This is a genomic window from Paenibacillus sp. AGC31, from assembly GCF_057334655.1.
Window position 1 is genome coordinate 86,557 of the sequence record NZ_JBHFJH010000003.1, and the last position, 11,728, is coordinate 98,284.

Annotated in this window: 14 protein-coding genes; all 14 read right to left on the reverse strand. The window is 46.9% G+C overall.

From position 1 onward, the window contains the following. Positions 1–25: 25 nt before the first annotated feature. The 14 genes from ACE04G_RS03270 to plsY all read right to left on the reverse strand — a co-directional run bounded on the left by ACE04G_RS03270 (position 26) and on the right by plsY (position 11,725). Entirely contained in the window at positions 26–577 is a 552-nt protein-coding gene (locus tag ACE04G_RS03270) for a hypothetical protein (protein ID WP_076209915.1), read from the reverse strand. A gap of 121 nt (positions 578–698) precedes the next feature. Continuing rightward, positions 699–920 carry a trp RNA-binding attenuation protein MtrB gene (gene mtrB, locus ACE04G_RS03275; RefSeq protein ID WP_017687697.1) on the reverse strand — a complete coding sequence of 74 codons (222 nt, stop codon included), beginning with the start codon at positions 918–920 and terminating at the stop codon, positions 699–701. Positions 921–1,089: 169 nt separating this feature from the next. Then, on the reverse strand, positions 1,090–1,362 hold the full coding sequence (locus ACE04G_RS03280; RefSeq protein WP_024630670.1) for an HU family DNA-binding protein: 273 nt from the start codon (positions 1,360–1,362) through the stop codon (positions 1,090–1,092). A gap of 217 nt (positions 1,363–1,579) precedes the next feature. Beyond that, positions 1,580–2,566 (reverse strand): ABC transporter permease, encoded by a 987-nt coding sequence (locus tag ACE04G_RS03285; RefSeq protein ID WP_017687695.1) that lies wholly within the window; start codon positions 2,564–2,566, stop codon positions 1,580–1,582. After that, positions 2,563–4,080, reverse strand: coding sequence for a sugar ABC transporter ATP-binding protein (locus ACE04G_RS03290; protein ID WP_221820308.1), 1,518 nt, complete (start codon positions 4,078–4,080; stop codon positions 2,563–2,565). The genes ACE04G_RS03285 and ACE04G_RS03290 overlap by 4 nt, the downstream gene beginning before the upstream one ends. Positions 4,081–4,194: 114 nt before the next feature. Further along, positions 4,195–5,292 (reverse strand): sugar ABC transporter substrate-binding protein, encoded by a 1,098-nt coding sequence (locus ACE04G_RS03295; RefSeq protein WP_036672016.1) that lies wholly within the window; start codon positions 5,290–5,292, stop codon positions 4,195–4,197. A gap of 217 nt (positions 5,293–5,509) precedes the next feature. Beyond that, positions 5,510–6,988, reverse strand: a complete 1,479-nt coding sequence (spoIVA, locus tag ACE04G_RS03300; RefSeq protein ID WP_036607700.1) for a stage IV sporulation protein A — start codon at positions 6,986–6,988, stop codon at positions 5,510–5,512. Between the two features lie 453 nt (positions 6,989–7,441). Next, a complete protein-coding gene (locus ACE04G_RS03305; protein WP_221820305.1) occupies positions 7,442–8,221 on the reverse strand; it encodes a DUF3939 domain-containing protein in 780 nt (259 codons plus the stop codon). Between the two features lie 46 nt (positions 8,222–8,267). Continuing rightward, the gene (locus ACE04G_RS03310) at positions 8,268–8,618 is read right to left on the reverse strand and encodes a 2Fe-2S iron-sulfur cluster-binding protein (protein WP_017687690.1); all 351 of its coding nucleotides are present in this window, start codon (positions 8,616–8,618) and stop codon (positions 8,268–8,270) included. Between the two features lie 17 nt (positions 8,619–8,635). Further along, on the reverse strand, positions 8,636–9,253 hold the full coding sequence (locus ACE04G_RS03315; protein ID WP_221820304.1) for a hypothetical protein: 618 nt from the start codon (positions 9,251–9,253) through the stop codon (positions 8,636–8,638). 83 nt (positions 9,254–9,336) lie between these two features. Next, positions 9,337–9,516 carry a DUF2768 family protein gene (locus ACE04G_RS03320; RefSeq protein WP_017687688.1) on the reverse strand — a complete coding sequence of 60 codons (180 nt, stop codon included), beginning with the start codon at positions 9,514–9,516 and terminating at the stop codon, positions 9,337–9,339. Positions 9,517–9,689: 173 nt separating this feature from the next. Next, positions 9,690–9,965 carry a stage VI sporulation protein F gene (locus ACE04G_RS03325; protein ID WP_145322508.1) on the reverse strand — a complete coding sequence of 92 codons (276 nt, stop codon included), beginning with the start codon at positions 9,963–9,965 and terminating at the stop codon, positions 9,690–9,692. 103 nt (positions 9,966–10,068) lie between these two features. Further along, positions 10,069–11,109, reverse strand: a complete 1,041-nt coding sequence (locus tag ACE04G_RS03330; protein ID WP_221820303.1) for an NAD(P)H-dependent glycerol-3-phosphate dehydrogenase — start codon at positions 11,107–11,109, stop codon at positions 10,069–10,071. Then, positions 11,102–11,725, reverse strand: a complete 624-nt coding sequence (gene plsY / locus ACE04G_RS03335; protein WP_221820302.1) for a glycerol-3-phosphate 1-O-acyltransferase PlsY — start codon at positions 11,723–11,725, stop codon at positions 11,102–11,104. The genes ACE04G_RS03330 and plsY overlap by 8 nt, the downstream gene beginning before the upstream one ends. Positions 11,726–11,728 lie beyond the last annotated feature (3 nt).

The following is an 11,728-nucleotide window of genomic DNA, read 5'->3' on the forward strand; positions in this document are numbered from 1 at the left end:
GCACGCACTGAATCCTGCTATTCTATTACCCCTGACTTGTCATTTCGAATTGCTTCTTCCAGAGTTCGGTCTCCATCAAATGAAACCAGTCCTTCAATTCATCTGAAAAGGCCGCACTTTTCCAGTTCCGTAATGTTTCAATCGCATACAGAGGCCACTCTCCACGCCGAATATCAGCAGCAAGTAACAGATGTCGTTTATGCATCCATTCATCTTCTGCCATCACACGCAGCAGCACCTGATCCACGTTATCCAGGCTCCGAAAGCCCAGATCCGCCACAGCTGCCATGTTTTCATAGATTTCAGTGTAACTTGTACCCGTTCCTTTAACTTTGAGGTCCAGCGTCAAAATAGACTGTTTCCATTCCACTCTTGCAATGGGCGTTGATAGTTGCATGGAACTTAGCACATCAACCAGATTGTCATTCGTTAGCTGAACTGGATGATGTGATGCAGAGGCAGGCTGTACGTTGTCCCCGCCCCATGTACGCATATGTAAGGTTTGTATCGCAACAAGCAGAAAGACCGCCGCAACCGTTGCCAGCATTGAAGCAGTAACAATCATCCGCGGTTTCATATACGCCTCCCTGCCTTTACCTGTTAGTGTAGTCTGTCCGGTAAAGGCTCATACCTCATTGTACAATGAAAAAAAGCAGGCTATGCCTGCAATCTTCATTTGAATATATTCAATCTGTACATTACTCCGATTCAATCTGTCCATGCTTGGTAATCAGCGTGGCTTTGCCCCGGATTTTAATAGCTGAAGTATGGGTGGTAAATTGGGCAAACATCACTTCACCCTTGTCCAATTTCTCGGTGTGGTGAAAACGTGTATCCTGACCTCGGGTTAATCCGATCACCTGGACACCATTTTCCTCTGCCTTAATTACAATATAATCATTGCCGGTTGGATGATCCATCACGCATGTCCCCTTCTTTCGTTCGATAGCGTTAATGATGATAAAGATTGTTTCATTTGTCAACCTGCGCCTTATACGAATGAACCGCAAGAATCATCGTTAAAGGGCAAAAGAAAAGGCCGTGAACAAGTCACGGTCTTTTTGTCGACATATGGAATATGTAGAAATCTTATTTAATTCCGTCTTTGAGCGCTTTACCTGGTTTGAATGCAGGAATTTTGCTCGCAGGAATTTCGATTTCTTCACCTGTTTGCGGGTTGCGTCCTTTACGTGCAGAGCGCTCGCGAACTTCGAAGTTCCCAAAACCAACCAATTGTACTTTATCTCCGCTTTGAAGAGCCTCAGAGATTGCTTCGAATACGGCATCAACCGCTTTCGTTACATCTTTCTTGGACAATTCAGTCGCTTCAGATACGTGTGTAATCAAGTCTGATTTGTTCATTTGTTTTTCACCTCCTGTATCAATGTCCTGAATGTTATACTGTGTTTCCGTTTTATAGCGAAATATACGTTCATACGCAAAAAATCTACGTACATCTTGAGCGCTGAACACAAATCTCCGCCTGCGGTCAACAGTCATTTTCGGCAGAATGTCGTCTGAAACCACGGGCATTTCAGACGCCGAACAAATTTCATACTAATACAGACAGCCCACAATTTCAAGTCCGGTTGCGGTTTAAGACGTAAAATGTAACCGCCAGGGCAAGCACGAGAACCCCACCTTTTACAATATCATGTGTGAAATACTGTACGTTCATCATCGTTAAACCATTCACAAGTACACCAATCAGAACCGAACCAATGAAGGTTCCGATGACATTGGGTTTACCCGCACCAAACACAGAGAAACCGACAAATACTGCAGCTACGGATTCCATTAACAACGGTGATCCCGCATCAATTTGCCCAGATCCTACTTTGGAAGCATAGATAATACCCCCGATTGCTGCAAACACTCCAGCGGCTACATAGGCGAGTGTACGCACCTTTTTTACCTTGATTCCAGACAACCGTGCAGCTTCCTCATTACCACCTGTAATGTACATCTGGCGACCATATTTCGTATACGTCAAAAAGATATGCACACCTATTACCGCAATAAGTAGCATGATAACCGATATCGGCATACCAAGCCATTTACCCTGCCCTATTAGCAGGAATGTCGGGTCCATCTCTCCCGCAGCTTTGCTTCCATCAGGGAACTGCATGTGATTATAAATGGTGTATCCCTGTGCATACGTTTTGTGAATACCTCCGATGATGTACATCGTGGCGAGGGTTGCAAGCAAATCCGGAATACGCAATTTTACGATCAGCAAAGCGTTCAGTAAACCAATAACAGCCCCGATAATCAATGGCACGATAATGACGATTGCGAGCGGTTGCTGATACCAGATCATTAATGAAGCCGTAACGACGGTAGTTAATGAGACAGTCGCCCCAACCGAGAGATCAAATCCATCAACAATGAGAGATAACGTAACACCGATCGCTACAAACGTAACGATCGAGATCGAGCCCAAAATATCGGTCAAGTTACTGTACGTAAAGAAATAAGGCAATTTAATGCCGAAAAATGCGATAACACCTATGATGACAATAATCGCCCCGTAACGGAACGCAAAATCCAGTGATTTATCCTTCATGATTGCACCTCTTGTCCACCGCTTGCATAGTATAGCAGCTGTTCTTGGTTAGTCTCGCCTCGTTTGAACTCTTTTACGATAACACCCTCGCACATGACAGCGATTCGGTCGCCAATTCCCATGCCTTCATCCAGTTCACAGGTGAAATAGATGACACCCTTGCCCGCCAAAGCCAGTTCATTGATGATGCGGAAAATGTCACTTTTTGCCCCTATATCTACACCTTTGGTTGGCTCATCAAATATAAATACATCCGCATCCGCATTAAGCCATTTACCAATGGCTACCTTCTGCTGATTACCACCACTTAGATATTTCACTTCCTGTTTCACCGACGATGTTTTAATTCCAAGCTGTTTCACCAATGACTCAGCATTCAGTCGTTCCCGCTTGCGGCTTACAAAACCTAATGTACTAAGACGGCTTAGCAAAGGCAGACTTAAATTCCGTTCCACATTCTCCTGGATCAGGATTCCTTGTTTACGTCGCTCCTCCGGTACAGAAACAATTCCCAGAGCCGCCGCATCCGCAGGCTGAGACAGGCGTAGATTACGGTTGTTAAGCCGGATCTCGCCTCCTTCCAGCCGATCTGCACCAATCAGCAAACGAGAGCTTTCCGTTTTACCCGCGCCTACCAGACCCACCACAGCGAGGACTTCACCTCGGCGTACAGAGAGGTCAACACCTTTGACTTTCACTCCACGCCGAAGCCCACGTGCCTCCAACAGTAGCTCCCCTACGGGCGCTTCCGTCTTTGGAAACTCTTCTTCGAATGGTTTGCCCAGCATCTGTGTAACCAAATCGTTGATCGTCAGACCCTTTGCTTCACCGGTAAATACATGTTGCCCATCTCTCATAACCGTAACGCGATCACAGTGACCTGTCACTTCCGCAAGACGATGGGTAATGAAAATGCAGGCTACGCCCCGTTCCTTCAGCAGATGTACAATCCGGAAAAATGCATCCGTTTCTTCCTGGCTCAGCGGTGCGGTCGGTTCATCAAAAATGATGACTTTGGCATCCTGAATCAAAATCCGTGCCAACAGTATCATCTGTTTTTCTGCAAGTGTCAGATCGGCCACTTTTTGGTGAACGGATATGTCTGCTCCTAATTGCTTCAACGCCTCAACCGCACGCTGTTGCAGTTTTCGTGGACTTTTCCACCAACCCCCGGCAGATGAAGCCAACTGATCCAACATAATGTTCTCCGCAGCCGTCAGCTGTGGCACCAGTGCCGCATCCACTTCCTGATAGACACAGTGAATCCCACTTGCCTTTGCGTCTCCAGGAGAACTTAAATGTAACGCTTGTCCACTCAACTGAATCGTACCCTGATCCAATGGATAGGCACCGGACAGAATTTTCATTAACGTGCTCTTACCGGCACCATTGGCACCCAACAGCGCATGAATCTCCCCACCTTTTACAGAGAAATTCACATCCTTCAGTGCAGGAATACCTGAAAACTGCTTGTGGATATGTTCCATTTGAAGCAGAATCGGTGCAGTGCTCATGATGTTAACCTCCAATCGTTCCCTTCCGGGAGCATCCCTTTTTTCATCCAGACCACACATATCTTCATTTATGTTTGAAAAAGCGCGCCTTGCGGCGCGCTTCCCTTACGCTGCTTATTTAGCAGTAATTCCGTATTCGCTCATCCAGTCCTTGATTCCTTGTGTGCTGCCACCCCAACCTTCAACGAACTCTGACAGCTCCGAAGTGGAGATTTGTTTATCTGGCAGAGCTTCACGTTGAACATAGACCGGGTTAAGAACAACTGCATCTTCCGTCTCGTCCCCGTTCAGTTTTTGATAAGCATAACGTACCTGGACGCGTCCAATATCCGTTGGATCAACAGCAGCAGAAGCAACCCAAGGATTTTTCGGGTCCTGAATCATTTGCAGGTCCTCGTCACTCATATCGATACCATACACTTTGATCTCATCACGTCCAGCTTGTTGAATCGCACGTGCTGCACCTTTGGCGAACTCATCCCATGCAGTCCATACAGCTGTAATCTCACCTTTTGGATACTGCTTGAGAATAGCTTCCATTTTGGCTTGAGTATCCAGCGCCGGGTTCTGTGCAGAACCGAATGTCGCTATTTCCTTGATGTCCGGATTTGCTTTCATGAATTCACCGTATGCGATCTGACGGCGTTCCATCGGTGCGAACCCAGCTACCCATACTTTGACAATATTTCCTTGTCCATTGATATCTTTTTTCATTTGCTCCAGCGTCAGCTCAGCCATCTTCTGATCATCCTGCGACAGGACTGTGGCTCCCGGAACACTGATAGCTGCGTCAAACACGACCACTGGAATATTCTGTTCTACTGCCTTCTTCACGCCTGGCTCTAACAGGGAATCTCCATGATCCGTGAGAATGGCATCGAATTTCTGGTTAATAGCGCTATCAAGCAAGGATACCATCTTTGCTTTGTCATTATCGGCAACAAAGGTTGTCAGTTCTCCACCGAATTTTTCGATTTCTTCTTTTACACCCTGTACATATTGCTGTGAGAAAGTACCTGTATTGAATTCCATAATAAGTGCGATCCGTTTGCCACTTAGAGGGCCCGTGACTGCTTCCGTTTTTGGTGTATCATCTGATGCACCCGAAGCCGGAGTGGCTGCCGGTTCTTTTTTGATTCCGCAAGCGGACAACGCCAATGTAAATACTAATAACACACTCAACCATACCCATTTTGTCTCTTTTCTTTTCATCTCTGTATCCCCCTGTCCACTCTCTGTGATCTCGATCACAATAGTTGAATATTAATATAACGGCTAATCCCAAGTATGTAAATGGGTTTTAGCAATTTAAAGCTAAAACTCGCTAAGTTTTTTTGAAACCACTATTCTTCCCATCCATTTCATCCAAAATAAAGAAATCACGTAAAAAAGACCGCGAGGGGATGCCCCCTTACGGTCTTTTGATGTCTTACAGAATGATGGCGATCAAGCCGCCCGAACCTTCGTTAATGATTCTTCCCAGCGTCTCTTGCAATTTGTATCTTGCATTATCCGGCATCATGGCAATCTTGCCCTGAATCCCTTCTCGCACAATGGAGTGCAGGGAACGACCGAACATGTCTGAATCCCATACCTTGATCGGATCGTTCTCGAAGTCCTGCATCAGGTATCTCACCAGTTCCTCACTTTGTTTCTCCGTACCGATAATTGGAGCGAACTCCGATTCCACATCAACCCGGATCATGTGAATGGATGGTGCCGTTGCTTTCAGACGTACGCCAAATTTGGTGCCCTGACGAATGAGCTCAGGTTCATCCAGAGCCATCTCGGCAAGAGATGGAGCAGCAATGCCGTATCCGGTCGTTTTGACCATCTCCAGCGCTTCTGCAAAGCGGTCATATTCTCTCTTCGCATGCGAGAATTCCTGCATCAATTGCAGCAGATGATCCTTACCGCGAATCTCGATGCCAACCACTTCCACGAGAATCTGATCATACAGTTCATCCGGCGCATACAGGTCAATTTCGGCTACACCCTGCCCCATATTCATGCCACTCAGACCTGCGCGATCAATGAATTCATATTCCATGAACTGTGCGACAACCCGATCCACGTCACGAAGTCTGCGAATATCCTTGACGGTATCCCGTACGGAATTTTCGTAGTTGCTCCGCAGCCAGTGAGTCTCGTTGAGCACCATAACCCAGCTCGGCAAGTTTACATTCACTTCATGCACAGGGAACTCATAGAGCACTTCACGAAGTACACCCGTCACATCATCTTCCGTCATGGTCGCTGCACTGAGTGTCATCACCGGAATGTCGTATTTGGCAGCAAGCTCACTACGCAATTGCAGGGCTTCTTCACTGCGAGGACGAGTGGAGTTGATGACCAGGACAAACGGTTTACCCACTTCTTTTAATTCTGCAATGACCCGTTCTTCAGATTCCACATAGGAACTGCGGGCAATTTCGGCGATTGTGCCGTCTGTTGTTACCACAACACCCAGTGTAGAATGCTCCTGAATGACTTTGCGAGTACCAATCTCGGCGGCTTCCTGGAATGGAATTGGTTCCTCGAACCAAGGCGTGGAGATCATGCGTGGACCATTCTCATCCTCGTATCCCTTGGCTCCTTCCACCGCGTAACCTACACAATCCACAAGACGCACATTGACATCAAGTCCTTCTGCCACCTTGATCTGGACTGCGTTATTTGGTACGAATTTTGGTTCGGTAGTCATGATGGTTTTACCTGCTGCACTCTGTGGAAGTTCATCCACCGCTCGACCACGGTCAGCCTCGTTAGTGATGTTTGGCAACACGATGGTTTCCATGAATCGTTTAATAAATGTTGATTTTCCCGTCCGGACTGCGCCGACAACCCCGAGATAAATATCCCCTCCGGTCCGCTCAGCTATGTCCTTAAAAATGTCCACTTTCTCCAATGAAATCCCCTCCCTAAATTACTCCGAAGGAAAAATGCTAAAGAGCATCCGCTTCGTTTTTTCAATCAGAAGACTGAAATCCCTGCAACGGTAGAGCCGCCTTTGTGAGTGCCCGGAAGTCGTCCGCCGCCGAACGTTGCATTCTGATGAAACCGGCGAGAGCGGCGTTAACTCGTACATGCAATTGGACTAGTATCATCTTATGTATCCGTATGCGGCAATATGACGCGTATTTTTGTTTTTTTATCTTATGGTGATGACATTAGGAGAATCCCCCGATCTCGGACTGCGCGTCTTTATTTCAATCTACTTTATGTGATCCGTGAAGCTTTTATGACGGTTATTGCTCATACTGACAAAGAAAAAAGAGATATCCCTTATTTGGAATATCTCTTTTTGAACCATTAGAGGCATGGTGGTCATACAGCTAAACCATTTGAATTGCAATCATGCTTATTTTATTGGCTGGGCAACCGGCGCATTATTTTGCCATGCGTAGAAAACGGATTTTACAGGTACGAAGTAGGAGTGTTCCACCAGCAAATCCCGAACATCTTCAGTCTCTGCTGGAGACACGTCAGACTTGTCCACTGCCTGCATAATATCAAAAGCATAATCTACATAGACCTTGCCTTCGTCATCCATCATAAAAGGTAACGCCTGACCTGAATATACACTATTCAGCGTAATGGAAGGAGTACCTGCCTGAGCAGCCAGCTCCATATCCACAGCATATAACCCCGGATACAGTTCTTCCCCGCTTGGCAGCTTATTGTTATGTACGGACTTATATTGATTAACCATTCGTTGCACATCGTTTACTTTCTGTACGGTCAGAAGGTCCATCACTTTAACGGTCGGATTCACTTCTTCGTCCTGAATAAGGAAGTAAGCGCTCCCACCACTTTCAAAAGCAGTCTCCGGTATTTCATCCAGATACCCCAGTTGTTTCAACTTGGGCAAATCCACTCTGAACTTTTCATATTTAGGCGTTTCCATATCTGCATTAATGATTGGCAAAATCCCCTCATCTTGCTGGAATGCCTCGACCGCACTCTGGATACGGCTCACGCTTTCCCGATACGCTATCTTAGGGTCCGAATTGCTCTGGGATGGATACATACAACCACTTGCTGTAAAAGCAAACAACAGGAATAACAGCAGACTGCCCGTCTGATGTCTCAGACGCTGCTGTCCACTTCCTTCCACACATTTTGGCTTGTTCCTAATCATTCGTGTCCTCCTTGAATAACTCATTAGAGAATCCATTTCATAACGCTCAGAACCAGTCATCTTCCTGTTGCTGACGTTCCAGTTGTTTCCGAATGGCTGCCTTCAGCGGGTCCTCTGGAACATGAACCGATAGAGATCCACACACCTTGGCCTGACAGGACAGTCGTGTACCTGCTTCCAACAGAGAACCCAGCTTGCGCTTTTCTGCATCTGTTGGTGGATACAGTTCCGCCCGATGTTCTTCATCCACATTCACTTTGCACATCAGGCAAGCCGCTTTACCATCACATCGGGTCGTAATCTTGACTCCAGCACGTCGTGCTGCATGCAGAAGTGTCACCCCTGGTTTGAGCGCTATCGATTTGTTCATAGGTAAAAAAGTAACTTTATAGTCCATCATTTTCCTCCCTCAACCTACTGGGGCCATGTAAAGCCAACAAGCTCTTCCACTTCGGCTCTGAAGCGACTTGCCCACACATTCTGTTGACTTAACAGCATCATTATAGGTTGATGTGCATCTGGCTGCTCGCGCATCTGTGTCGCAATGGGGACATAACGATCTTCACGACCTCGCAGCAGATTAAACAACAGCTCATGCGCAAGCGGCATCAGTCGCAGGGTATATGAACCCACTTGTGCTACTGGTGCATGCAGAGCAAGTACATGTTCAATCTCGATACGGTACCAACTTTTTCGAGCCCATATTTCGAAACCACCAACCAGTTCCAGCGCACATTCACCCACCTGATAGTGGCTCAGCAGAGAAGCATACGGTCCTGTCTTGTCCACTGTAGGCTCGTCAAGCATTTCCCCCGGAGCGCTACGGTGAAGTTCCTTAGCAGCGGCAACATCCGCATAGATATCAATATCTCTCGGAGCCTGTTGCAACTCCACCCCTTGAAGCAGCAACCCACAACTTCCTCCAAGTAACCATGTCTGCGGCTGTGTGTTCCAAGCTTTGGCCGTTTCCAGCAAAGCCGCGTGTAATTCCGGATAACGCTCTGTCCGACCCTCCGTATCATGCGGCCTCATAGGCTCACACTCCCCTCATCCGTGTTCATTGTGTCAGTTCTTATGATGTGCTTATGCGGATGTTATCTTTCAGGCATGGGAAATCAGGTCAGAGAAGCGATTCCACCGAAAAAGCCAATCAGCATAATCAAAAATGCAATTAGAGAAAGAATCCCCCGTACAATCCCCTTTGTTTTGGCACGAGCAAACGTAATCAGGAATACAGATAATCCCATAATGAGGATGGCCACCAATGACAGCCACATCTTGTCCATTGCGCTCATAATCCAGCAGTCTCCCCTTCAGTCCGATATTCATCACTGACACTGTGACAATTGCAACCATTATAACATGAAATTCAGCTCAACTTTCCAAAAAAAAGACAAAAAAGCAAGCCGGCAGATGCCGACTCGTCTTTTTGTCTTACTGGATCACCTGCACAAGCAGGTGTGATCTATTATTTTTTCATCATCATTTTCATTAACGACTCCATACTGTTTGGATTCAATCCGCTTTTCTTGACCGCACTCACAATATCCTTAACCGTATCCTCAGATACCGGAACTTTCGCCATGGCGGATACTTGCTTGATCAATTGGCGCAACTGAGCTTCATTCTGGATCGTCGTTGGTTTCACCGTGCTTGCCAATTTCTTGACGGCACCCTCAGTTATCGTTTTACCCGTTTTTTTGTTGATTGCATTCAGCGCATCTTTGGAAATGTTGTTACCCATTCGTCTCCCCTCCTCCGGCAATACTCATGTGTATAGTATGAGTCCGCTACAGAAAAGGTGAATAAGCTCCTTATTTCACAAGATGCGTTTAGGCTGATAACAATCAGGAATGCCACTGCTCCCAGGTTTCAAGCTTCATGACTTCCATTTCGGTCTTCGGGTCACGTCCCATCAGGGCTTCAACCGCATCACGCGGCTGTCTCTCTTGGAATAAAACGTGATACAACTGATCTGCAATCGGCATTTGCACACCGTATTTTTGAGAGATGAAATAGGCTGCCTGTGTGGTTCGAATGCCTTCCACCACCATGCCCATTGACTTCAGGACATCATCGAGCTTCTGTCCCTGACCCAACATAGAACCCGCTCTCCAGTTACGGCTGTGCTGACTTGTAGCCGTTACAACCAGATCCCCGATTCCGGCAAGTCCTGAAAACGTTAAAGGATTTGCCCCCATCTCCACACCAATACGTGTGATTTCCGCCAGACCACGGGTCAACAGCGCTGCTTTGGCATTATCACCGAATTGAAGACCATCGGACATGCCTGCACCAAGAGCAATGATATTTTTGAATGCGCCTGCCAGTTCAACACCGAGCATGTCACGATTGGTGTAAACACGGAAATAAGCATTCATAAACAAAGCTTGGGCCGCCTCGGCAGATGACTTATCCAGTGAAGCTACAACCACTGTCGTTGGACAACGCTTCACCACTTCTTCCGCATGACTTGGGCCAGAAAGAACAACAACACGTCCTTCTTCACATTCAAGCTCTTCTGAAATGACTGTGGACATCCGTTTGAGGCTTTCTGTCTCGAAACCTTTGGTTGCATGAATGACTAACATCTCAGGCTTGTAATAAGCCTTAAGCTGGTTCGTAACTGCACGCATGGCTGATGAAGGCGCAACAATTAACACAGCTATAGCGCCTTCCACCGCAGCTTCCATATCAGTTGTTGCTTGAATTCGTGGTGAAAGCTCCGCATCCGGAAGATAGCGAGTATTGGTGTGTTTGTTATTGATTTCGTTAGCCTGGTCTTCACCACGTGTCCACATCATCACGTCCAACTGATTGGCGGCGAGTACACTGGCCAGAGCTGTCCCCCAGCTTCCAGCGACCAGAACAGCAACTTTTTTAGACAACTCGTTTACCCCCTCCAGGGTTTTTCGATCCCAATTTATTTTCCTGTCCTTTGGCGAGCTTCGCAATATTGGTACGATGTCTCCAGAACGCAAACAGACAAATAATCAGACTCCCCCAGAAGATATTCATTGAATATCCGGGTAATACCAGGATAAAGATGGGTGTAAATGCTACAAAAATCAGAGACCCCAATGAAACATAGCGTGTCAATACAATAGACAGAATGGCGATCACCCCAGCACATAACGCAGGTAGGAAAGCAAGACTCACCAGAACACCAATGGCTGTGGCAATGCCTTTTCCTCCACGAAAATGGAAGTAAAGCGGCCAGTTATGTCCTGCAATGGCTGCTATACCACTGAGTGCAGGAATCCAGGCAGAACCGTCACTCAGCCAGATTCCAATCCATACAGCTGCAACACCTTTAAGTACGTCAAGTAACAGAACAGCAATTGCCGGTCCTCTACCCAAAATACGCAATGTATTGGTAGCTCCCGCGTTTCCGCTTCCGTGCTGACGAATATCGATCCCCCGTATCGCTTTGGCAAGGAGGACACTAAAGCTGATCGAACCGAGCAGATAACTCAGTACAATCGCTGCGATTTGTAAAATCACACA

Excerpts from the sequence above, each read along its gene's own strand:
- mtrB (WP_017687697.1), bottom strand. The coding sequence starts at position 920 with ATGGATCATCCAACCGGCAATGATTATATTGTAATTAAGGCAGAGGAA.
- ACE04G_RS03270 (WP_076209915.1), bottom strand. The coding sequence starts at position 577 with ATGAAACCGCGGATGATTGTTACTGCTTCAATGCTGGCAACGGTTGCG.
- ACE04G_RS03290 (WP_221820308.1), bottom strand. The coding sequence starts at position 4,080 with ATGAGCACTGCACCGATTCTGCTTCAAATGGAACATATCCACAAGCAG.
- ACE04G_RS03280 (WP_024630670.1), bottom strand. The coding sequence starts at position 1,362 with ATGAACAAATCAGACTTGATTACACACGTATCTGAAGCGACTGAATTG.
- ACE04G_RS03305 (WP_221820305.1), bottom strand. The coding sequence starts at position 8,221 with ATGATTAGGAACAAGCCAAAATGTGTGGAAGGAAGTGGACAGCAGCGT.
- ACE04G_RS03315 (WP_221820304.1), bottom strand. The coding sequence starts at position 9,253 with ATGAGGCCGCATGATACGGAGGGTCGGACAGAGCGTTATCCGGAATTA.
- ACE04G_RS03295 (WP_036672016.1), bottom strand. The coding sequence starts at position 5,292 with ATGAAAAGAAAAGAGACAAAATGGGTATGGTTGAGTGTGTTATTAGTA.
- ACE04G_RS03285 (WP_017687695.1), bottom strand. The coding sequence starts at position 2,566 with ATGAAGGATAAATCACTGGATTTTGCGTTCCGTTACGGGGCGATTATT.
- ACE04G_RS03325 (WP_145322508.1), bottom strand. The coding sequence starts at position 9,965 with ATGGGTAACAACATTTCCAAAGATGCGCTGAATGCAATCAACAAAAAA.
- ACE04G_RS03320 (WP_017687688.1), bottom strand. The coding sequence starts at position 9,516 with ATGAGCGCAATGGACAAGATGTGGCTGTCATTGGTGGCCATCCTCATT.
- ACE04G_RS03310 (WP_017687690.1), bottom strand. The coding sequence starts at position 8,618 with ATGGACTATAAAGTTACTTTTTTACCTATGAACAAATCGATAGCGCTC.